Source organism: Rhizobium sp. BK602 (assembly GCF_014195095.1).
Taxonomy (GTDB): Bacteria; Pseudomonadota; Alphaproteobacteria; order Rhizobiales; family Rhizobiaceae; genus Rhizobium.
On sequence record NZ_JACIBC010000007.1, the window covers coordinates 184,164 to 206,694 of the forward strand.

The following is a 22,531-nucleotide window of genomic DNA, read 5'->3' on the forward strand; positions in this document are numbered from 1 at the left end:
CGAAAGACGACCAATCGTATAGACTATTGACTCCTGCCGCATTTCTGTCATGATCTCGTTAATGACGGTTAACTTTCGTGATCCCGGTTTCCGGGTCGACGCGAATGGAGGCAGACATGTTTTTCATGGGTGGCATGACCATGGGCTATCTTCATCCGCCGGTACCGGCGAAGGAAGAGGATGTGACGACCGTCACTCTGCCGGAAGAAAAGAGCCGTCGTCACATCGCTGTGACGGAAACATCGGCTCATGAGGCAGGCGCCATGGAGCGCACCCTGACCTGGGTTCGCCGCATCTCCGCCGAGCTTCGGCTTCGCTGAATTCGGGACGGCCGGTTTTTCGGGTCCAACTCTTTCCAGAGGTTTATTTTTTCGCCAGCGAGCCTCTGGACGCAAAAACATCTCTACCTAATTGATAGAGAATATATGAATGTGAGGCGCGGGTTTATCCCGCAAGACATCGAAAAAAGACCAACGGAGGCAACACATGGCGAATTTGGGTATGTCGAATACGCATGTGAATCAGTTCGATGGTTCGAAGCGCGTCGCCACGACGCGGCATAAGATCCAGACTGCGATCCACGTTGCGCTGTTTTCCGCTGCTTTCCTGTTCGTCGTCGCCATCGTGTGCGGCATCGTCGTCTGAGCGTTTCACCGCAACGACACAGGCGGTGGACCGGTGACGATCAAGGCGTGCGCTGCTGTTTTGCGCGCCGAACTTCTTCTCAATTCCGGATATTGTATCTCACGGGCCGGAGATCGGTCTGTGATATCCTTGAATCGCGCCGCTTTTCTCCGGCGCTTCTTCTTTTCCCTCATCGCCGGAACTTTGCCAGGCAAAGAAAATTTCCCGTTGCCGATAGAATGCGCGGCGGGAAAACAGTAAGCTTCGCCAAAATATAAAATAAAGACGTGGGGCGGAGGCATGGCAAAAGCGGAGGCCGCGCACGACAGCGGGTGGAATCGTGCTCATGGCGCGAGGGCGGTTCCGGTGCATGAACACCACTATCGACATGGCGGTTGGCCACGAGGTCGGCGCGAGCGCTGGAAGCGTGCCGCCGGCGTCGTTCCCGTTTCGGCTGCCGGCATTTCCCGCCGGTCCGCGCCCTGCCGGCCATTTCCCGTCCTGAGAAAAATCGCGCTTGAGACGAATTTGCGAATCTTTTGAGGGAGTTCAGTTTAAGTTCATCTTCTTCGGGATATGCAGGGCTCAGTCTGTAATACCCTGATTCCTGATGTGGAAGTCAGCCAAGGAGAATGCCTCATGACCCTGATCGATTGTTTTTGACACATCGGGACCGCTGTCGGCACCAGCCGGCCGCGTCTCAAGTTTCATGGGAAGCCTGTCTCGAATGATGGCCCGATCGCCATGATCCCGAGAAGGAACCCGTGAAAATCTTCGCCTGAATGCCTTTGTTCTAAGCCGCCACTTCGAGTTCACCCCCTTCGCGCGCCGGGAAGCGAAGCAAAAGGGTCCACATGTGTGAATGGTTGTGTCGGGCAGGGCAAAAACGATAAAGGCGACAATGCCTGTCACTCTGTTTGGACCCAGAACCCGAATCCATGACGTCTCAAAATCTCTCCACCGTTGCGCAGCGCGAATCTGAAGCCAAGCAGATCGATCATAATGATTCGATCCGGGCGACCTATTTCTCCAGCGAGCAAATCCGGGAATGCGGCGCGAATTTCGCCCGCAACGGCGCCAAGACCAAGCTGCCGGGCTTCCAGCCCTTCGACTTCTTCGCGCGCCACAAGGAGAACGAGAAGGAGATCCTGCGGGTCTATCGTTCGGCCAATGCCGATGTCGATGCGGGCGAATCGATCACGCCGGCCGCGGAATGGCTGCTCGACAATCACTATATCATCGAAGAAGCCATCCAGGAGGTTCGCCGCGACTTCCCGAAGAAGTTCTACGACCAGCTGCAGAAGATCACCATCGACGGCATGGTGATGCCGCGCACCATGGCGCTTGCCTGGCTCTATGTCGCCCATACGCACAGCACCGTGTCGAACCAGGGCCTGCTGGCGCTGGTGGAGGGCTTCCAGTCGCAGGACATGCTGAAGATCGGCGAGCTCTGGGCCGTTCCCTCGCTGGTGCGCTATATCCTGGTCGACAATCTGCGCCGCATCTCCAGCCGGGTCGAGCAAAGCCGCATCACGCGCAAGAAGGCCAACGAGGCCGTCGACGAGCTGATCCGTCTCAATGACGACGCCAAGGTCGCCGAATTCCTGAAGACGCTCGAGCCCTATACCTCGGACAATACCTTCGCGACGCAGTTCCTCTATCGCCTGCGCGACGGCTCGCATACGTCGGGTCTTGCCATCACCTGGATGGAAAAGCGCCTGGCCGAGGCCGGCACCGACGCCGAAAGCGTCATGATGGCCGAGCATAACCGCTTGTCGTCCGGCAATGTGACGATGGGCAACATTATCAAGAGCCTGCGCCTCATCGACGACACCGACTGGTCGGTCTGGGTCGAGGAGGTCAGCGCCGTCGACAAGCTGCTCTGGGACGAGACCGACTATGCCAAGCTCGATCCCGGCTCGCGCAACAGCTATCGCCGCCGCATCGAAAAGCTCGCCCGCCGTTCCGAAAAGACCGAAATGGAGATCGCCCAGGTCGCCATGGCGATGACTGAGGCCGCCAAGGCTTCGGGCGAGGCGCAAGCGCGCGAGCCCAATATCGGCGATTTCATCATGGGCCAGCAGACCGAGAAGCTGGAAAAGGCGATCGGTTACCGCGCGCCGCTGTCGGTCAGCTTCGTGCGCCAGTGGCGCAAGCTCAACTGGCTGTCGATTGCAGCCCCGGTGCTGTTGCTGACCGTGCTGGCGCTCGCCGTGGTCGGCTATTTCATGATCCAGGCCGGCATGGGCTGGGCCGAAACCCTGATCCTGCTGCTGATGTTCTCGCTGCCGGCGTCGGAGGGCGCCACGGGTCTCTTCAACTTCTTCGTCACCATGTACCTGACGCCGGCGCGTCTGGTCGGCTACGAGTTCAAGGAAGGCATTCCCGAGGAAGCGCGCACGCTGGTCGTCGTGCCGACCCTGATCGGCAATCGCGACAGCGTCGACGAACTCGTGCGCAATCTTGAGGTCCATTACCTCGCCAATCCGGGCGGCGAAATCTACTACGCGCTGCTTAGCGACTGGCCGGACAGCCAGGAGGAAGAGAACGAGCGCGATCTGGAGATCCTCGATTATGCCCGCCGCGAAGTCGCCAATCTGGCGGCCCGCTATGACGAGGATGGCGTCCAGCGCTTCTATCTGCTGCACCGTCGCCGCCTCTACAATCCGGCCGAAGGCGCCTGGATGGGCTGGGAGCGCAAGCGCGGCAAGCTGCATGAGCTGAACCTGCTGCTGCGCGGCGACCGCGACACGACTTTCCTGCCCGGTGCCAATACCGTGCCGAAGGACGTGCAGTATGTCATGACGCTCGATTCCGATACGCGTCTCGTGCGCGACACGGTGACGAAGCTTGTCGGCAAGCTGCATCACCCGATCAACCGCCCGGTCTTCGATGCCGAAGCCAAGCGCGTCGTGCGCGGTTACGGCGTTCTGCAGCCGCGCGTCACCCCGTCGCTGACGACCGGCAAGGACGCCTCGGTGTTCCAGCGTGTCTTCTCGGTCAATCGTGGTCTCGACCCTTATGTCTTCGCCGTCTCCGACGTCTATCAGGACCTGGTGGAAGAAGGCACCTTCACCGGCAAGGGCCTCTATCACGTCGACGCCTTCGAGGCGTCGCTGAAGGGTAAGATCGACGAGAATGCGGTTCTCAGCCACGACCTGCTCGAAGGCTCGATGGCGCGTTGCGCGCTGGTGACCGATTGCGAGCTCGTGGAAGATTTCCCGATCCGCTACGAGGTGGAAGTGTCGCGCCAGCATCGCTGGGCCCGTGGCGACTGGCAGCTCCTGCCCTATATCTTCAATCCGAAGCGCGGCGTCACCGGCCTCGGCCGCTGGAAGATGATGGACAATCTGCGTCGTTCGCTGACGCCGATCGCCTGGTTCTTCGCCTCCGTCCTCGGCTGGTATTTCATGGGGCCGCTCGCCGCCCTCATCTGGCAGATCCTGCTGATCTTCTGCCTGTTCGTGGCGCCGACCCTGTCGCTGATCAACGGCATCATCCCGCGCACCAGCGATATCGTCGCCCGCGCCCATCTCTATACGGTCTGGACGGATATCCGTGCCGCCAATGCGCAGGTCGCGCTGCGCATCGTCTTCATCGCCGACGGCGCCTGCATCATGGCCGACGCCATCGCCCGCTCGCTTTATCGCGCCTTCGTCAGCCGCAAGCTGATGCTGCAATGGCGCACGGCCGCCAGCGCCCAGGCGGCTGCCCAGACCACCATCCTCGGCCATTACCGCGTCATGTGGCATGCGCCGGTTCTGGCGCTGCTGGCGCTCGCCTTCGCATCGCTGTCGGGCGACAATGCCTTCCTCGTCGGCATTCCCTTCGCGCTGCTCTGGGTTCTGTCGCCGGCGATCGCCTGGTATGTCAGCCAGACGGCGGAAACCGAGGACAAGCTCGAAGTGCCGGAAAGCGTCTCGGCCGAACTGCGCAAGATCGCGCGGCGCACCTGGCGCTATTTCGATACCTTCGTGGTCGAGCAGCAGAACCACCTGCCGCCGGACAACGTGCAGCAGACCCCGAATGCGGTGGTGGCGTCGCGCACCTCGCCGACCAATATCGGCGTCTACCTGCTGTCGGTCATTTCCGCCCGCCACTTCGGCTGGATTTCCTTCGAGGAGACCATCGACCGCATGGAAAAGACCATGGCGACGGTCGAAAAGCTTGAGAAGTTCCGCGGCCATCTGTGCAACTGGTATCATACCGACACGCTGAAGCCGATGGGCGCGCGCTATGTTTCGGCGGTTGACAGCGGCAATTTCGCCGGTCACCTGATTGCCGTCTCCTCGGCCTGCCGCATCTGGGCGGAAGCGCCTTCCGCGCATATGCAGGGCAATCTCGACGGTATCGGCGACGTTGCCGGGATTCTCGCCGAAATACTGGCCGAGCTCCCCGACGACCGCAAGACGGTGCGTCCGCTGCGCCATCGCCTGGAAGAGCGCATCGTCGGCTTCCAGAATGCGCTCGCCGCGGTCAAGCGCGAGCATGAATTCGCCTCGATCCGCATCATCAATCTCTCGGTCCTGGCGCATGATATCCAGAAGCTCGCCGCCAATCTCGACCATGAGGTCAAGTCGCCGCAGAGCGGCGAGGTGCTGACCTGGTCGCAATCGCTGGTGAAGGTCTGCGAAGGCCACATTGCCGACAGCGTCTTTGATCTCGCCAATGTCGACGCGCTGCGCCAGAGGCTCGCCAAGCTGCGTGACCGCATGCGCAAGATCGCCTTCGGGATGGAGTTCGGCTTCCTCTATCGTCCGGAACGGCGCCTGCTATCGATCGGCTTCCGCGTGGAAACCAACGAGCTCGATGCCGCCTGCTACGACCTCTTGGCTTCCGAAGCCCGCCTGACCAGCCTGTTCGCCATCGCCAAGGGCGATCTGCCGACCGAGCACTGGTATCGCCTCGGCCGTCAGGTCGTGCCCGTCGGCTCGCGCGGGGCGCTGGTCTCCTGGTCGGGTTCGATGTTCGAATATCTGATGCCGCCGCTCGTCATGCAGGAGCGCCAGGGCGGTATCCTCAACCAGACGAACAATCTGGTCGTGCAGGAGCAGATGAACTACGCCAAGCGTCTTGGTTCCGATATTCCCTGGGGCATTTCGGAAGCGGCCTTCAACGCCCGCGACCACTACATGCACTACCAGTACACCAATTTCGGCGTGCCCTCCCTCGGCCTCAAGCGTGGTCTCGGCCAGAACGCCGTCATCGCGCCCTATGCCTCGATCCTGGCCAGCCAGTATCGTCCGGCCGCGGCGCTGGAAAACCTGCAGAAGTTGCGCAAGGTTGGCGCACTCGGCATCTACGGCTTCCATGACGCGGTCGACTTCACGCCGACCCGCGTTCCGGAAGGCAAGAAGTGCGCGGTGGTCTACAACTACTATGCCCACCATCACGGCATGTCGATCGCCGCGATCGCCAACGTCGCCTTCAACGGCCGCCTGCGCGAGCTCTTCCATGCCGATCCGGTGATCGAAGCGGCCGAACTGCTGCTGCAGGAAAAGGCGCCGCGCGATATTCCGGTCATGGCCGCCAAGCACGAGAGCGACCAGCCGGCCAATATCCAGGAAGACATGCTGCGTCCGGAGATCCGCAAGATCACCGATCCGGCGACGCAGGATCGCGAGCTCGCCTTCCTCTCCAACGGCCATTATTCGGTCATGCTGACGGCGACCGGCGCCGGCTATTCGCGCTGGAACGGCCTGACGGTCTCGCGCTGGCGCGCCGACCCGACGGAAGACCGCTGGGGCACCTTCATCTTCCTGCGCGACACCGCCTCCGGCCAGTGGTGGTCGGCGACCGCGGAGCCGCGCAGCATAGAAGGCGAGAAGGCCAAGGTCGCCTTCAGCGACGAAAAGGCGGAATATAGCAAGACGGTCGGCGATCTCACCAGCGATGTCGAATGCATCGTCGCAACCGAGCACGATGCCGAAGGCCGTCGCGTGACGCTGCTCAACATGGGTGCCGAGGATCGCTTCATCGAAGTGACCTCCTATCTCGAGCCGGCGCTTGCGAGCGACGACGTCGATTCCGGCCACCCGGTCTTCACGCGCATGTTCGTGCGCACGGAGATCGGCAACAGCGGCGACGTGATCCGCGCCGAGCGCAACAAGCGCGACTTTAACGAGCCGGATATGTCGGTCGCCCATCTGGTCGTCGACAATGCCGGGTCGGAGCGTCCGACCGAATTCGAAACCGATCGCCGCAAGTTCCTCGGCCGCGGCCGCACGCTGGCCGAAGCAGCCGCTTTCGATCCGGGCGCGACGCTGTCCGGCACGGACGGCTTCACCATGGATGCCTGCCTGTCGCTGCGCCGCGTGGTGCGCGTGCCGGCCGGCAAGAAGGTCAGCGTCATCTTCTGGACGATTGCCGCGCCGAACCGCGAAGAGGTCGACAAGGCCGTGGAGCGCTACCGCAATCCGGATGCCTTCGGCGTCGAGCTGACGCAGGCCTGGACGCGCACGCAGATGCAGATGCGCCATGTCGGCGTCACCTCGCAGCAGGCGGCGGCCTTCCAGAAGCTTGCCCGCTATCTCGTCTATCCCGATATGCATCTGCGCGCCGACAGCGCCACCGTTCAGGCCGGCCTGCATTCGCAATCGGCGCTCTGGCCGGTGACGATCTCGGGCGATTTCCCGATCTTTACCCTGCGCATCAATGACGATATCGACCTCGAAATCGCCAGGGAAGCGCTGATGGCAGCGGAATACCTGCGTTCGCGCGGCATCAATGCCGATCTGGTGATCGTCAACGAACGCGCCGTCGACCAGGCTCAGGACATGCAGCGCGAGCTGGACAAGCTCGTGGAGCATGTGCGTCACAACCAGGGCGACGGTCTCAGGCAGAACATCTTCTCGGTCCGCAAGGATTTGATCGAAAACGAGACCTACCAGGAGATCCTGGCCGCATCGCGGGTGATCTTCCATGCCCGCAACGGCAAGCTCGTCGACCAGATCGCCCGCGCGGCGACGCTGTTTGCCTCCGCGCAATCCGCCGATGCGCCGGCGCCGGTCAACCGTCTCATCGTGCCGGCCGCGCTGCAGGAATCGGTCTTTGCGGCCGCGCCTCTCGAGGCGCAGGACGATCTCGATTTCTGGAACGGCTATGGCGGCTTCGCCAAGGATGGCCGCGAATATGTCGTCCGCCTGCCCGGTGGCCAGTCGACGCCGCATCCGTGGATCAACGTCATCTCCAACGAGCGTTTCGGCTTCCATGTGCCCGCCGAAGGTGGCGGCTTCACCTGGAGCCACAATTCGCGCGACTACCAGCTGACGCCGTGGACCAACGACATGGTCATCAACCGTCCGGGCGAGGCGCTTTACGTGACCGACCTCGACAGCAACACGGTGATGACGCCCTATGCCGGCCTGTCGCGCAATCCGAAGGTGCGCTATGAAGCCCGCCACGGCCTCGGCTACTCGGTCTTCTCGAGCGAAGAGAACGATATCGCGCTGGAGCTGACGCAGACGATCGACCGCGAGCGTCCGGTGAAGCTCTTCCGCCTGCGTGTCAGCAACAAGGGCAAGGGTAGCCGGCGTCTGCGCCTCTACAATTATGCGGAATGGGTGCTCGGCACCAATCCGTACAAGACCAAGCCTTTCATTCTGTCGTCGCTGGACGAGGAGACGGGCGCGCTGTTTGCCAATAACCGTTACAGCATCGATTATTCCCAGCGCATCGCCTTCATGGCGGCGAGCGAGGCGCATTCGAGCTTCTCGGCCAGCCGCCGCGAGTTCATCGGCCGGCACGGCACGGTGCAGATGCCGGAAGCCGTCGTTTCCGGCGCCGTCCTCTCCAATTCCACCGATCTCGATGGCGATCCCTGTGCGGCGCTCGCCTTCGATCTCACCGTCGGCGCGGGCGAAGAGAAGGAAATCTGCTTCTACATGGGCGATACCGCCTCGATCGAAGAAGCGCGCGCCTTGGTCGCCGATATCCGCAAGGCCGATTTCGAGGCCGTGCTTGCCGCCAGCCGCGGCTTCTGGGACGGCTTCACCGGCCGCCTGCAGATCTCGACGCCGGACAAGGCGATGAACAACATGATCAATGCCTGGCTCCCCTATCAGAGCCTCGGCTGCCGCATCATGGCGCGTACCGCCTTCTACCAGGCATCGGGTGCCTTCGGCTTCCGCGACCAGCTCCAGGATACGCTGGCCTTCCTGATGCATGCGCCTGACCTGGCCCGCAAGCAGATCCTGAATGCGGCACAGCGCCAGTTCCGCGAGGGCGACGTGCAGCATTGGTGGCTGCCGGGCAGCGGCGCCGGCGTGCGCACGCATATCTCTGATGATGTCGTCTGGCTTGCCTATGCCATCGATCAATATTGCACGGTAACGGGCGACAAGTCGCTTCTCGACGAGGAACTGGCCTTCGTCGAGGGCGCCGCGCTGATGCCTGGCACGCATGATGCCTTCTATCAGCCGACCGTCTCCAAGGATAAGGTCAGCGTCTACGAGCATGCGGCGATCGCGCTCGATCTTGCGATCAAGCGCAAGGGCGGCAACGGCCTGCCGCTGATCCTCGGCGGCGACTGGAACGACGGCATGAACCGCGTCGGCATCCAGGGTCGTGGCGAAAGCGTTTGGCTCGGCTGGTTCCTGGCCGGCACGCTCACCGCCTTCCTGCCCTATGCGCAAGCGCGTGGGGACAAGGAGCGCGTCGAGCGCTGGACCAAGCATCTGCCGGAACTGCGCAAGGCGCTGGAAACGGCGGGCTGGGATGGCGGTCATTATCGCCGCGGCTATTTCGACGATGGCAGCCCGCTCGGCTCGAACGAGAATTTCGAATGCCAGATCGATTCGATCGCGCAGTCGTGGAACATTCTCTCCGGCGAAGGCGACCGCGAGCGCGGCGAGAAGGCGATGAACGCCGTTCTTGAAAAGCTGGTCGACGACGACAACCGGATCATCCGGCTGTTTACGCCGCCCTTTGCCAAGTCGGCGCGCGATCCGGGCTATATCAAGTCCTATCCGCCGGGTGTGCGCGAAAATGGCGGGCAATATACGCATGCCGCTACCTGGGTCGTCATGGCGCTGGCGCAGATGAACCGCGGCGACGATGCCTGGCATTGCTTCGAGTTGCTGAACCCTGTCAATCACGCCCGCGATCGTGATCAGGCCGATACCTACCGCGTCGAGCCCTATGTCATTGCCGCCGACGTCTATGGCGAGGGGCAACTGACCGGCCGCGGCGGCTGGACCTGGTATACCGGCTCGGCCGGCTGGTTCTATCGCGTCGCGATCGAGGGCATTCTCGGCATCCGCGTCAAGAATGGCCGCCTTTACGTCAAGCCGGCACTGCCGTCGGCCTGGGACGGCTTTGCGGCGGACCTCGACCTGCCGAGCGGAAAATACCGCATTTCGGTCTCAAAAGCGCCCGATGCGAGCGGATACTCAGTTTCCGTGAATGATAGGGCGCTTGCTAATCCCGAAGAGGGCTATCCGATCGAACAGTAACGTTTTCGTGCACTGTTTTGAATCGACGATCGGGGCCAAAGAGGGAACTCTTTGGCCCCGATCGCATTTGATTGTCGGAACAGGAGAGGGCTCATGAACCCCAGGGCAAATGTCGGCACCGTTTCGGCCAGCCGCATCGATGTGCCGAAGGCGGCGACGGGACGGGACACCAGGCTGGACGTTCTGAGAGCCCTGGCCTTGATCACCATCTTCATCAATCATGTTCCCGGCCAATTCTTCGAACATCTGACGACGAAGAATTTCGGCTTTTCCGACGCGGCCGAAGCCTTCGTCCTGATTTCCGGCATTTCCGTCGGCCTTGCCTATGGCACGCGGTTCAAGCCCGGCAACCGGCTCTCCATCGCCTGGAAGGCGGTCAAGCGCGCCTTCACACTCTATACCGCGCACATGATCACCACCTTCATCACGCTGGTGCTGTTCATCTCCGGCGCCTGGATCTTCCGTCAGGTCGGCCTGCTGTGCGAGGTGAATATTCTTGCGGTGCTGATGGACCCGGCCAAGGGCGTTCCCGCCCTGCTGATGCTCGGCCATCAGATCGGCTACAACAATATCCTGCCGATGTATGGCGCGCTGTTCCTGATGCTGCCGCTGATGCTGGTGCTGGAGGCGAAAAGCCCATTGCTGCTGCTGGCGCTCTCTTGCGGCGTCTGGCTGCTGGCGGGCATCTACCAGATCGCGCCGCACACGACGCTGCTCGAAGGCTTCTGGTTCCTGAACCCGCTATCCTGGCAGTTCCTGTTCGTCATCGGCTTCGTCTGTGTCATGCATGTGAAGCGCGGCGGCCGGATCGGCTACAATCCGATCCTGTTTACGCTGTCGCTTGCCTATGTGCTGCTGTCCTTCATCTGGGTCACCGACAAGCTCTGGGTGCTCGGCGATCAGCTTGCCGCGCTCGGCCTGCCCACGGTTATCACCGGCTTCGACAAGACCTTTCTGTCGCTGCCGCGGCTGCTGCATGTGCTGGCGCTGGCCTATCTCATCCTCTGCATGCCCTCCGTTTCGCGCCTGTTGCGTCGGCCGGAGAACCATCCGCTCGCCATCTTCGGGCGCCATTCCCTGAGCATCTTCGTGGCCGGTACGATCCTCGCCATGGCCGGCCAGGTCATCCTCTACGTCACGGAAAAGGACCCAGCCGTTGGCGGTGCCTATGTGCTTGTCGGCATCGTCGCGCAATTCGCCTATGCCTATTATCTCGAGCACCGGCGGCTGGATTCGGCCGGCAATCGTCCCATGGCCACGCCAGTGAGGCGGCTCGCTTCGCCGGTGCGGGTGCAGCGGCACCCGTGATCGCCGGCCGGTCATGCGAGGTCGAAATTCATAATCCTTTGATTCAGATGGCTAATTCCTTCACGATATTTTCGTGAAGGACGTGTGACGTGATGTTTTTGCAACGCGGCATCGTTTCGATGTGCCGCGCTCGATATTTCATTGCCCAAAATCTTGTTGTGCAAAATGTAAATCCTTACATCCTGCCCGTGACGGCGCTCGGGGAGTGTCGCCACCCCGGCGCCATACGCGCCCGAACGGGTGCATGACGCAATCGTGGGGATTGTCAAAACGGGAATGGGGTAGGGAACGTCGATTTCTCGGCGCGATAACTCATGCCCAATCGATACTGGATTGGAGTGATCTATGAATATCAGAAGTCTTCTTCTCGGTTCGGCCGCAGCGCTCGCCGCCGTCTCGGGAGCGCAGGCGGCTGACGCCATCGTGGCCGCCGAGCCGGAACCGCTTGAATATGTGCGCATCTGCGACGCCTACGGCGCCGGTTACTTCTTCATTCCCGGCACGGAGACCTGCCTGAAGGTCGGCGGCCGCGTTCGCACCGAAGGCGAATGGTATGATGCCTACAACGCCAACAGCAAGAACGGCACGCTCTGGCACACCCGCGCGGAACTGAGCGTCGATACCGCGACGGATACCGAATACGGCCCGCTGAAGACCAACACGGTCGTTCGCTGGGACTGGAACGACGGCAACACGACCAGCACCAAGCTGCTCTGGGCCAATATCAGCCTCGGCGGCTTCCTGGTCGGCAAGGCGGATTCGCAGTATAATTCCTACATGGGCTATGCCGGCAACGTCATCAACGATGACGTCATCTATGACGGCCCGAAGGAACTCAACCAGCTCACCTACAAGTACGATGCCGGCAACGGCTTCACGGCGGTGATCTCGCTGGAAGATTCCAACTCCTCGAGCGACACCTCGTCCTATGGCGGCGCATGGCAGACCGGCAAGGGCAACCACTACGCTCCGGACGTCGTTCTCGGCGCCGGCTACAAGACGGGTGCATGGACCCTTCGCGTCATCGGCGGCTATGACAGCATTGTCGAGGAAGGCGCGATCAAGGCGCGCATCGACGCCGATTTCGGCGACTTCAAGGCCTTCCTGATGGGCGGCTGGAATACGGATGGCGACAAGCTCAACAAGTATGCCGGCTCCTACCTGAATGGCAATCGCGCGGCATGCCCGACCGATGGCGCTGATTGCGGCTGGGGCGACTGGGCCTTCTGGACAGGCGCCAGCTACCAGCTGACGCCGAAGCTGCAGGCCAATGCCCAGGTCGCCTACACCGATACGAAGATCTTCGCCGCCACCGCCAACGTCGCCTGGCGCCCGGTCAAGGATCTGCTGGTCGAGCCGGAAGTGTCCTACACCAATTGGGATGCGGCAAACACCGACCAGTGGGCCGGTGTGCTGCGCTTCGAACGCAAGTTCTGATCTGATCCCCGTTTGACGTCAGTCATAACGGGTTTGACGTCAGTCATAACCCGTTGACGCCGGTTTGGCGCCCGTCATGACTCCGCGGGCGCTATACCGACTTGACCTCCGATCAGAGATGGAGAAAGGCCCGGTTTTCCCTGCCGGGTCTTTCTTGTTTTTGGTTCAGGGCGTGTATTCTGCCCGCAGGTTTTACGGGCCAAAAGCATGCGGTTCATCGAGAGAGCGGAATGGGCGTCAGGAATTATTTGATCGAAGGCGTTTCGGGGACTGGCAAGACCTCGGTTGCCACGGAACTGCAGCGGCGCGGTTATCACGTCATCCACGGCGACCGTGAGCTGGCTTATCAAGGAGACCCTCGGACGGGAGAACCTCTGGATGGCTCAGCGCGTCAGCAGAACATTCCGGATGTGGTGTTCCGGCACAGGCACTATGTGTGGAATGTCGACAAAGTCAAAGCCCTGGTCGCCGATCGAGGTCACCCGATCTCCTTCTTCTGCGGTGGCTCAAGGAATTTCCATCAGTTTATCGATCTGTTCGATGGCGTCTTCGTTCTCGATGTCGACCTGGATACCTTGAAAAGGCGGCTCGCCGGCAGAGCCGACGACGAGTTCGGCGGGAAACCGGCCGAACGAGACGTGGTTTTGCGATCGCACGCAACGAAAGAGGACATTCCCAGCAACGCGACGACCATCGACGCCACCGCGCCGCTCGCCCGCGTTGTCGACGCTATTCTATCGAAATGCGGAGCGGTTGCCTAAAGCGCATCGCGATGTTTTAGACCGGACGGCCACAAAAAACCGGAGGAGCAATGCTCCCCCGGTTTCGATTTTTGGGCCCCGTTCGAAAGATCAGGCGGCTTCGTGTTCCGTGGTATGGGCCTTGCGGACTTCCTCGTCCGTCAGGATACCGCTGGCGCGCAGCAGGGCGGCGAAACGGCCGTTGCTCTGGCTGAGCTCGTTGAAGCTGCCGTTCTCGATGATGCGGCCGTTATCGAGGAAGAGGACGATATCGGCCTCGCGTACCGTCGACAGGCGGTGCGCGATGATGAAGGTCGTGCGATTCTGCCGGAGATTGTCGATCGCCGCCTTGACGCGGTTTTCGGTCTCCACGTCGAGCGCGCTCGTGGCCTCGTCGAGCACCAGGATCGGTGCGTCCTTGAGGATGGCGCGGGCAATCGCGATACGCTGGCGCTCGCCACCGGAGAGCTTGTTGCCGCGTTCGCCGACACGGGTCTCGTAGCCGCTTTCACGATTCTCGATGAAGTCGTTGGCGGCGGCGGCCTGTGCGGCACGCACCATTTCCTCTTCGGTCGCACCCTCGCGGCCGAGACGGATGTTGTCGCTGATCGAGCGATTCAGCAGGCCGGCATCCTGGAAGACGGTGGCGATGTAGCGGCGCAGCGACTTGCGCGTCACCTTGGTGATGTCGTTGCCGTCGACGAGGATCTGGCCCTGCTGCGGATCGAACACGCGCTGCAGCAGGTTGACGAGCGTCGTCTTGCCGGCGCCGGTCGGGCCGACGATGGCGACGGTCTGGCCGGCCTTCACCTTGAAGGAGATGTCGTGCAGGCCCTGGGCGCTGTTGGCGAAGCCGAAGGAGACGTTGCGGAACTCGACTTCACCCTTGACGTCCTTGATCTCGGCAAGACCGGCCGGCTCTTCGCGGTCGCGGACGGAATCTTCCAGCGTGTAGAAGTCTTCCAGCTTGGCGCGGGCCTCGAAGATCTGGTTGGCGAAGTTGCGCAGCTGCTCCAGGCGGCCGATCAGCACGTTGGCGAAGGCGATGAAGGTGATGAGCGCGCCGAGGCTCAGGCTGCCGGCCTGGACGAGCACGGTGCCGATCATCAGGATCGCCATCATCGCGACGGTCGAGGCCGTACGGTTCAGCGCGCCGGCAAAGGCCCACCAGTCGAGCACTGGATACTGCGCGGCCAGCAGGCGTTCCGTGAAGGACTTGAGCGCCTTGGTCTCGGCTTCGATGCGGTTGTAGCTATGCAGCACCGAGACGTTGCTGATCGAGTCGCTGACATGCGAGAAGACGGTGTTGTAGTGGCTTTCGACCGAGGTCTGGCCATCCTTGGTGCGGCTCATGACCAGCTGGCCGATGATCCAGTAGAAGACGCCGAGCAGGATGAGAACGGCCGACAGGCGCAGGTCCATCGACATGGCGGTCGGGATCATCACGACGAGGGCCACGGCCGTCGCCAGATGGTTGCGCATGAATTCCAGCCACAGGCCGAACAGGGCTTCGCAGGCGCGCAGCAGCGTGTTCAGCGCGCTGGCGGTGCCGCGCTGGCTATGCCAGGACAGGGGCATGGAAATGATGCGGCCGAAGGCTTCCGTCAGCAGCGATGCGCGGCGGCCATGCGCGAGGCGGTCGGCCTCGCGGGAGACGACGATGAACGCGACCGCGCTGAAGACGGCAAAGCCGGCCCACAGCATCATGGTCGGCGTCACGGCCTCTTTCTTGGCAATGGCGTCGAAGATGCGGCCGAACAGAACCGGCTCGTAAATGGTGGCCATCGCCAGTGCGACGTTTGCGATGACAACCATCCAAACGCGATAGCGATACGCGCCAAGATACTTCAGGGCTCTTGCATAGACTTTGAACAGCGACACGTCTGGCACCCTCTGTGCATCAGCAGATTTCGGAATGACCCGGATGCTACAGATTGCTACCTGAACCGGCGATTAACGGAATCCGGCGCGGCCTTTTCCAGGGATTTTCGTGGCATTTCCGCACCGCCGCAAACCGGATTCGGCCGGTGCTTGTGAAATGTGATAAATTTAGAATACTTATTTTCCAACAGCATTGCCGGGGTGCAAAGTGGTTGCTATTCACGGTTGCCATTCGAATTTTTCGCCGCTGACGTTCAATTTTCGATTGGCCGGAGTTTGCCTGCCACCCGCCGCCGCGGAGGCAGGGTGACGTCCATGACCGTATCCTGACGAACAACCAGGCCTTCGGGCCGGGGGGTATATGTGAATATTCACTCGTTAATACAATTGCTTGTGATCATCGAGGAATGCAAGCACGCCGACAATGTCGTAACCGAACTGGAAGTGGTGCTGCGTTCCTACAAGTTCGATTTCTATGGGGTGCTGAAGCATCCACGGCCGGCGGGCGATCTGCTCAGTCTCATGCTTGCCGGGCACTGGCCGGACAAATGGCCGCTGACCTATGTCTCGAAGAAATATGTGCTGTCCGATCCGACCGTTCGCTATCTGGGACAGGCGCAGCGGCCTTTCCGCTGGAGCGATGCCATGTCGGCGTTGAAGAATGATCCGATGCGGCGGCGCATGGAGCAGATGATGGACGATGCCCGCGCCAATGGGCTCGTCGATGGCTACATCTTCCCGATCCATGGGCGCAACGGCCTGCTGGGCACGATGACGATCGGCGGCAACGCGATCGATCTGTCGCCGGTCGAGCTCTCCCTTTTCGATGCCGTGGCCAAAAAGACCTTCTGGAAGCTTCTGGAATTGCGGGACGAGGCCCAGCCGCTGGAAGACGCCCCGGCGGTCCAGGCCAAGCTGACCCGGCGCGAGATAGAGGTGCTCAATCATCTGTCGGAGGGCATGACCTCGATGGATATCAGCCGTAGGCTGAAGATTTCAAACCACACCGTCGATTGGTATATGAACAGTATCCAGGACAAGCTGAATGCCCGCAATCGCCAGCATATCGTCGCGATTGCTTTCAGAAACGGGCTTGTTCCATGACGCAACTATTTTGGTTTCCGACGCCGGGGGAAATTGAACTTCTCGTGACAAGAAGTTAAGGATTTTCTTCGCGGGTGCAGCATTGCCCGTTTCGATGCCGTGAGGAGACTGCATTGCCCATTTCCAAGATCCTGGTTGCCAACCGTTCCGAAATTGCCATCCGCGTGTTTCGCGCCGCCAATGAGCTCGGGATAAAAACAGTCGCCATCTGGGCTGAGGAAGACAAGCTGGCATTGCACCGCTTCAAGGCGGACGAGAGCTATCAGGTCGGCCGCGGTCCGCATCTTGCCCGCGACCTCGGTCCGATCGAAAGCTATCTGTCGATCGACGAGATCATCCGCGTCGCCAAGCTGTCGGGCGCCGATGCCATCCATCCCGGCTACGGCCTCCTGTCGGAGAGCCCGGAATTCGTCGATGCCTGCGATGCTGCCGGCATCATCTTCATCGGTCCGAAGGCCGATACGATGCGCCAGCTCGGCAACAAGGTCGCGGCCCGCAATCTGGCGATTTCGGTCGGCGTGCCCGTCGTGCCGGCCACCGAGCCGCTGCCGGAGGATATGACCGAGGTCGCTAAGATGGCGGCCGAGATCGGCTATCCGGTCATGCTCAAGGCCTCCTGGGGCGGCGGCGGCCGCGGCATGCGCGTCATCCGCTCCGAGGCCGATCTCGCCAAGGAAGTGACGGAAGCCAAGCGCGAGGCGAAGGCCGCCTTCGGCAAGGACGAGGTCTATCTCGAAAAGCTCGTCGAGCGCGCCCGCCACGTCGAAAGCCAGATCCTCGGTGACACGCATGGCAATGTCGTGCATCTGTTCGAGCGCGACTGTTCGGTCCAGCGCCGCAACCAGAAGGTCGTCGAGCGCGCGCCGGCGCCCTATCTTTCCGATGCGCAGCGCCAGGAACTGGCCGCCTATTCGTTGAAGATCGCCAAGGCGACCAATTACATCGGCGCCGGCACGGTCGAATATCTGATGGATGCCGATACCGGCAAATTCTACTTCATCGAGGTCAATCCGCGCATCCAGGTCGAGCATACGGTGACCGAAGTCGTTACCGGCATCGATATCGTCAAGGCGCAGATCCATATCCTCGACGGCTTTGCCATCGGCACGCCGGAATCGGGCGTGCCGAAGCAGCAGGATATCCGCCTCAACGGCCATGCCCTGCAATGCCGCGTGACCACCGAGGACCCCGAGCATAATTTCATTCCGGACTATGGCCGCATCACCGCCTATCGCTCGGCCGCCGGCTTCGGCATCCGTCTCGATGGCGGCACCGCCTATTCCGGCGCCATCATCACCCGCTTCTACGATCCGCTGCTGGTCAAGGTGACGGCATGGGCCTCGACACCGGCCGAAGCCATCAGCCGCATGGACCGCGCGCTGCGCGAATTCCGCATCCGCGGCGTGGCGACGAATCTGACCTTCCTCGAAGCGATCATCACCCATCCGAAATTCCGCGACAACAGCTATACGACGCGCTTCATCGACACGACGCCGGAGCTGTTCCAGCAGGTCAAGCGCCAGGACCGCGCCACCAAGCTGCTCACCTATCTCGCCGACGTCACCGTCAACGGCCATCCGGAGGCTCGCGGCCGGCCGGCGCCGTCGCCGAAGGCGGCCGAACCGGTATTGCCCTATATCGACGGCAAGATACCGGACGGCAGCAAGCAGCGCCTGGACAAGCTCGGCCCGCAGAAATTCGCCGAGTGGATGCGCAATGAGAAGCGCGTGCTTGTGACCGACACGACGATGCGCGACGGCCATCAGTCACTGCTCGCCACCCGCATGCGCACTTTCGACATTGCCCGCGTCGCCGGCACCTATGCGCGCGCCCTGCCGCAGCTCCTGTCACTGGAATGCTGGGGCGGCGCCACCTTCGACGTCTCCATGCGCTTCCTGACCGAAGATCCGTGGGAGCGCCTGTCACTGATCCGCGAGGGCGCGCCAAACCTTTTGCTGCAGATGCTGCTGCGCGGCGCCAACGGCGTCGGCTACACCAACTACCCCGACAATGTCGTCAAGTATTTCGTCCGCCAGGCGGCCAAGGGCGGCATCGACCTCTTCCGCGTCTTCGACTGCCTGAACTGGGTCGAGAACATGCGCGTGTCGATGGATGCCATTGCCGAGGAGAACAAGCTCTGCGAGGCGGCGATCTGCTACACGGGCGATATCCTCAATTCCGCCCGTCCGAAATACGATCTGAAATATTATACCGACCTCGCCGTCGAGCTGGAAAAGGCCGGCGCCCATATCATCGCGCTGAAGGACATGGCCGGCCTGTTGAAGCCCGCCGCCGCCAAGGTGCTGTTCAAGGCGCTGCGCGAGGCGACCGGCCTGCCGATCCATTTCCACACGCATGACACCTCGGGCATTGCCGCCGCCACGGTGCTGGCGGCCGTCGATGCCGGCGTCGACGCGGTCGATGCGGCCATGGATGCGCTCTCCGGCAATACGTCGCAGCCCTGCCTCGGCTCGATCGTCGAAGCCTTGAAGGGCACGGAGCGCGATCCGGGCCTCGATCCCGAATGGATCCGCCGCATCTCCTTCTACTGGGAGGCCGTGCGCCATCAGTATGCCGCCTTCGAAAGCGACCTCAAGGGTCCGGCCTCGGAAGTCTACCTGCACGAGATGCCGGGCGGCCAGTTCACCAACCTCAAGGAACAGGCGCGTTCGCTCGGCCTCGAGACCCGCTGGCATGAGGTGGCCCAGGCCTATGCCGATGCCAACCAGATGTTCGGCGACATCGTCAAGGTGACGCCGTCCTCCAAGGTGGTGGGCGACATGGCGCTGATGATGGTTTCGCAGGACCTGACCGTCTCCGACGTCGTCAGCCCGGACCGCGAAGTCTCCTTCCCGGAATCGGTGGTTTCCATGCTGAAGGGCGATCTCGGCCAGCCGCCGTCCGGATGGCCGGAAGCCCTGCAGAAGAAGGCGCTGAAGGGCGACAAGCCCTACACCGTACGTCCCGGCTCGCTGCTGGCGGAGGCCGATCTCGATGCGGAGCGCAAGGTCATCGAGACCAAGCTGGAGCGCAAGGTCGACGATTTCGAATTCGCCTCCTATCTGATGTATCCTAAGGTCTTCACCGACTATGCGCTGGCCGCCGATACCTATGGCCCGGTCTCGGTGCTGCCGACACCCTCCTACTTCTACGGTCTCAAGGAAGGTGATGAGCTGTTTGCCGAGATCGAGCGCGGCAAGACGCTGGTCGTGGTCAACCAGGCGATGACGGCGACCGACGACAAGGGCATGGTGACGGTATTCTTCGAGCTCAACGGCCAGCCGCGCCGCATCAAGGTGCCGGATCGCGCCCATGGCGCTTCCGGCAGCGCGGTGCGCCGCAAGGTCGAGACCGGCAATGCCGCCCATGTCGGCGCGCCGATGCCGGGCGTCATCTCCAGCGTCTTCGTTACGCCCGGCCAGGCGATCAAGGCCGGCGACGTGCTGGTTTCCATCGAAGCCATGAAGATGGAAACGGCGCTGCACGCGGAAAAGGACGGCACGGTCGCCGAAGTCCTCGTCCGCGCCGGCGACCAGATCGACGCCAAGGACCTGCTGGTCGTCTACGGGGCCTGATCGTCCCGAACGCTACAAGAGGAGGGGCGGGCTCGCGGAGCCTGCCCCTTTCTCGATTTTGGAAGCAGAGATGAGGGTGCATCCATGACCGGCAGTTTCCGCCGCTTCGGGCAATATGACGTTATCCTCCTGCGCGACGGCCTCTTCGAGGCGCCGGCCGAGGTGCTGGTCCATGCGGATGGTGACGCCGCCCGGCAGCGCGCGATCGAGACCTGGGGCAGGCCGACGCTGCAGGTGGATGTCAACTGTTTCGCGCTGCGCGACGGCGACGGCATTACCCTGGTGGATGCCGGTACCGGGACGTCATGGGGGCCGAAATATGGCCATGCGCGATCGGCTCTGCTGGAGGCCGGTATGACCCCGAACCAGATCCGGCGCATATTGCTCACCCATATCCATGGCGATCATGCCCTCGGCCTGTTCGATGGAGACGCCCCCTATTTCCCCAATGCCGAGGTCTTCGTGCCGGAGCGTGATTTCGCCTTTTTCACCGACCCCGCCGCCCGGCAGACGATACCGGAAGCACGGCGCAGCGGTTTTGCCATCGCCGAGCAGCTCCAGCGCATCTATGGGTCGCGCATCCGGCGGATCGGCGAAGGCCCCGTATTCGCCGGCATCGAGGCGCGTTCATTGCCGGGGCATACGCCCGGTCATTCCGGCTATCTGGTGCGCGGCGAGAAAGAGAGCCTCCTCATCTGGGGCGATGCCCTGCATCTCGGCGACCTTCAGCCCGGCGATCCGAAGATCGGTCTGGTCTTCGATCTCGATGCCGAAATGGCAGCGCGGACCCGCCGGGCCATCTTGGAGGAAGCCGCCAGCGAAGGCTGGACCGTCGCCGGCGGCCATATTACCGGCTTCGGCCGCGTCGAACGGGTCTCCGAGGCCTACCGGATCGTGCCGGCATAAGGCGCGTCAGGAGGCTGGATCGGCCGCGCGCCGCTCGATGAGCGCGGCCCAGAATGCCACCAGCAGCGCCAGAAATGCCAATGCCAGCATCACGGCGAACAGGGTATGGATCGTCGCCGATCGCGCGAGCGCCAGGCCGGCGGCCGAGCCCAGAAGCGCGCCGCCGGCAATCCGCATGGCCGCGGCGAGCCCCGCTGCGGTTCCGACGAGATCGGGCCGGACCGACAAGGCGCCGCTATTGGCGGCCGGCATGGTCAGGCCATTGCCGATGCCGATGAAGATGCAGGGGCCGAAGAAGGCGAGGCTGTGGGTGATGCCCGACAGCGACAGGACGAGGCCGGCCGACAGACCGATGCAGGTCAGGAGCCGCGCGACGATGAGGATGGCGCCGAGCGAGATTTTTGCGGCGTAGCGGCCGGCAAGAAAGCTGCCGAAAATGAAGCCGGCGGGAACCAGCCCCATATAGAAGCCGAGCATCGCGCTCGAACCGCCGAGCGAATTGCCGATGGCAAGCGGCGCGCCGCCAAGGAAGGCATAGAGCACCCCCATCGAGCAGGCCATGCATAGGGTGTGGGCCCAGAAGCGGGCAGAGCCCAGGAGCAGCGCATAGCAAGCGAGATAGTGCCTGCCCGGTCGCGGTGCGGGTGGGGCTGACCCTTTCAGTTGGCGCATCGACAGGACGAAGGCGCCAATCCCGAGGATCGCCAGCGTGACGAAGCTTGCCTGCCAGCCGAACAGCTCGTCCAGCGAGCCGCCCAGCAGCGGCCCGACCATCGGCGCGAGCGCCCATCCCATGGCGAGATAGCCGAACTTGCTGGCGGCTTGCCGGTCGTCGGAGCTCTCCTTGATGACGACCAGCGCGACCGAGTAGCAGGGGCCGATGCAGGCCTGCAGCGCCCGGAACAGGAGGAAGGTGCCGATATCGGGAGCGAGGACGCAGCCGATGGAGGCGAGGATGAAGATGGAGAGCGAAATCAGGACGACCGGCCTGCGGCCGAACCGGTCCGATATCGCTCCGCCGATGATTTCCAGAAAGGCGGTGACGAGCGAATAGCCGGCGACCGAAAGGTTGACCAGCGCGACATCCGCATGGAAGGCCGCGGCGATCCTCGGCAGCGACGGCAGGATCATGTTGATTGGCAGCACGGCGAGCGCCGAAAGCAGGATGAGCGTCGCCAGCCGGGGCGGCGCGACCGTCCTCGTGCTGTCCGGGTTCTCTGTCGTCTGGGCGTCTGAAATTTCGATGCGGCTGTCGGTGCGCGTCATGGCCTGTCCGTCTCGTAAGTGGGAAATCGGGAAGATCTGACGGGGGCCGCCCAAATCCGGGCAATAAAAAAGGCCCCGTCAGGAGCCTGTTTGCCGCGCATGGGTGCTTTCGCCGGATGGTTACACCATCCTGCCCATGCGCCTTCCTACCACTACGAGGACCAATGCCGTGTTCATGCGCTTAGAGCTAAACGGAAAGCCACATCCCGTCAATGCGTCACCCTTTCGGCGCAGCCGA

At 62.3% G+C, this 22,531-nt stretch carries 12 protein-coding genes; 9 read left to right on the top strand and 3 right to left on the bottom strand.

Features of this window, described 5'->3' with window-relative positions:
- The first annotated feature begins 116 nt into the window (after window positions 1-116).
- Window positions 117-320: a hypothetical protein gene (locus FHX11_RS22660; protein ID WP_184361150.1), complete on the top strand. Its 204-nt coding sequence runs from the start codon at window positions 117-119 to the stop codon at window positions 318-320.
- A gap of 166 nt (window positions 321-486) precedes the next feature.
- Complete coding sequence (locus FHX11_RS22665; protein ID WP_184361153.1) at window positions 487-645, top strand: hypothetical protein; 159 nt, start codon at window positions 487-489, stop codon at window positions 643-645.
- Between the two features lie 99 nt (window positions 646-744).
- Here the strand turns inward: FHX11_RS22665 and FHX11_RS29865 are convergent, their stop codons facing one another.
- Window positions 745-972 carry a hypothetical protein gene (locus FHX11_RS29865; RefSeq protein ID WP_210292555.1) on the bottom strand — a complete coding sequence of 76 codons (228 nt, stop codon included), beginning with the start codon at window positions 970-972 and terminating at the stop codon, window positions 745-747.
- A 590-nt stretch (window positions 973-1,562) separates the two neighbouring features.
- On the opposite strand from FHX11_RS29865, the gene FHX11_RS22670 reads away from it, so the two are divergent.
- From FHX11_RS22670 to FHX11_RS22685, 4 genes are all read left to right on the top strand, one after another.
- Window positions 1,563-10,076 carry a glucoamylase family protein gene (locus tag FHX11_RS22670; protein WP_184361155.1) on the top strand — a complete coding sequence of 2,838 codons (8,514 nt, stop codon included), beginning with the start codon at window positions 1,563-1,565 and terminating at the stop codon, window positions 10,074-10,076.
- Between the two features lie 93 nt (window positions 10,077-10,169).
- Complete coding sequence (gene opgC / locus FHX11_RS22675; protein WP_184361158.1) at window positions 10,170-11,384, top strand: OpgC domain-containing protein; 1,215 nt, start codon at window positions 10,170-10,172, stop codon at window positions 11,382-11,384.
- A gap of 345 nt (window positions 11,385-11,729) precedes the next feature.
- Window positions 11,730-12,821 carry a porin gene (locus tag FHX11_RS22680; RefSeq protein WP_184361161.1) on the top strand — a complete coding sequence of 364 codons (1,092 nt, stop codon included), beginning with the start codon at window positions 11,730-11,732 and terminating at the stop codon, window positions 12,819-12,821.
- A gap of 230 nt (window positions 12,822-13,051) precedes the next feature.
- The gene (locus FHX11_RS22685) at window positions 13,052-13,582 is read left to right on the top strand and encodes an AAA family ATPase (protein WP_184361164.1); all 531 of its coding nucleotides are present in this window, start codon (window positions 13,052-13,054) and stop codon (window positions 13,580-13,582) included.
- 90 nt (window positions 13,583-13,672) lie between these two features.
- On the opposite strand, the gene FHX11_RS22690 is transcribed toward FHX11_RS22685, so the two are convergent.
- A complete protein-coding gene (locus tag FHX11_RS22690) occupies window positions 13,673-15,442 on the bottom strand; it encodes a glucan ABC transporter ATP-binding protein/ permease (protein WP_184361167.1) in 1,770 nt (589 codons plus the stop codon).
- Between the two features lie 363 nt (window positions 15,443-15,805).
- Between FHX11_RS22690 and FHX11_RS22695 the strand changes: the two genes are divergently transcribed.
- The 3 genes from FHX11_RS22695 (at window position 15,806) to FHX11_RS22705 (ending at window position 21,027) form a co-directional block, all read left to right on the top strand.
- Entirely contained in the window at window positions 15,806-16,546 is a 741-nt protein-coding gene (locus tag FHX11_RS22695) for a LuxR family transcriptional regulator (RefSeq protein ID WP_184361170.1), read from the top strand.
- A gap of 113 nt (window positions 16,547-16,659) precedes the next feature.
- Window positions 16,660-20,121 carry a pyruvate carboxylase gene (gene pyc / locus FHX11_RS22700; protein WP_184361173.1) on the top strand — a complete coding sequence of 1,154 codons (3,462 nt, stop codon included), beginning with the start codon at window positions 16,660-16,662 and terminating at the stop codon, window positions 20,119-20,121.
- An 84-nt stretch (window positions 20,122-20,205) separates the two neighbouring features.
- Window positions 20,206-21,027: an MBL fold metallo-hydrolase gene (locus tag FHX11_RS22705; protein ID WP_184361176.1), complete on the top strand. Its 822-nt coding sequence runs from the start codon at window positions 20,206-20,208 to the stop codon at window positions 21,025-21,027.
- Window positions 21,028-21,033: 6 nt separating this feature from the next.
- On the opposite strand, the gene FHX11_RS22710 is transcribed toward FHX11_RS22705, so the two are convergent.
- The gene (locus tag FHX11_RS22710; protein ID WP_184361179.1) at window positions 21,034-22,293 is read right to left on the bottom strand and encodes a multidrug effflux MFS transporter; all 1,260 of its coding nucleotides are present in this window, start codon (window positions 22,291-22,293) and stop codon (window positions 21,034-21,036) included.
- Window positions 22,294-22,531 lie beyond the last annotated feature (238 nt).

Excerpts from the sequence above, each read along its gene's own strand:
- FHX11_RS22660 (WP_184361150.1), top strand. The coding sequence starts at position 117 with ATGTTTTTCATGGGTGGCATGACCATGGGCTATCTTCATCCGCCGGTA.
- FHX11_RS22665 (WP_184361153.1), top strand. The coding sequence starts at position 487 with ATGGCGAATTTGGGTATGTCGAATACGCATGTGAATCAGTTCGATGGT.
- FHX11_RS29865 (WP_210292555.1), bottom strand. The coding sequence starts at position 972 with ATGAGCACGATTCCACCCGCTGTCGTGCGCGGCCTCCGCTTTTGCCAT.
- FHX11_RS22670 (WP_184361155.1), top strand. The coding sequence starts at position 1,563 with ATGACGTCTCAAAATCTCTCCACCGTTGCGCAGCGCGAATCTGAAGCC.
- opgC (WP_184361158.1), top strand. The coding sequence starts at position 10,170 with ATGAACCCCAGGGCAAATGTCGGCACCGTTTCGGCCAGCCGCATCGAT.
- FHX11_RS22680 (WP_184361161.1), top strand. The coding sequence starts at position 11,730 with ATGAATATCAGAAGTCTTCTTCTCGGTTCGGCCGCAGCGCTCGCCGCC.
- FHX11_RS22685 (WP_184361164.1), top strand. The coding sequence starts at position 13,052 with ATGGGCGTCAGGAATTATTTGATCGAAGGCGTTTCGGGGACTGGCAAG.
- FHX11_RS22705 (WP_184361176.1), top strand. The coding sequence starts at position 20,206 with ATGACCGGCAGTTTCCGCCGCTTCGGGCAATATGACGTTATCCTCCTG.
- FHX11_RS22710 (WP_184361179.1), bottom strand. The coding sequence starts at position 22,293 with ATGACGCGCACCGACAGCCGCATCGAAATTTCAGACGCCCAGACGACA.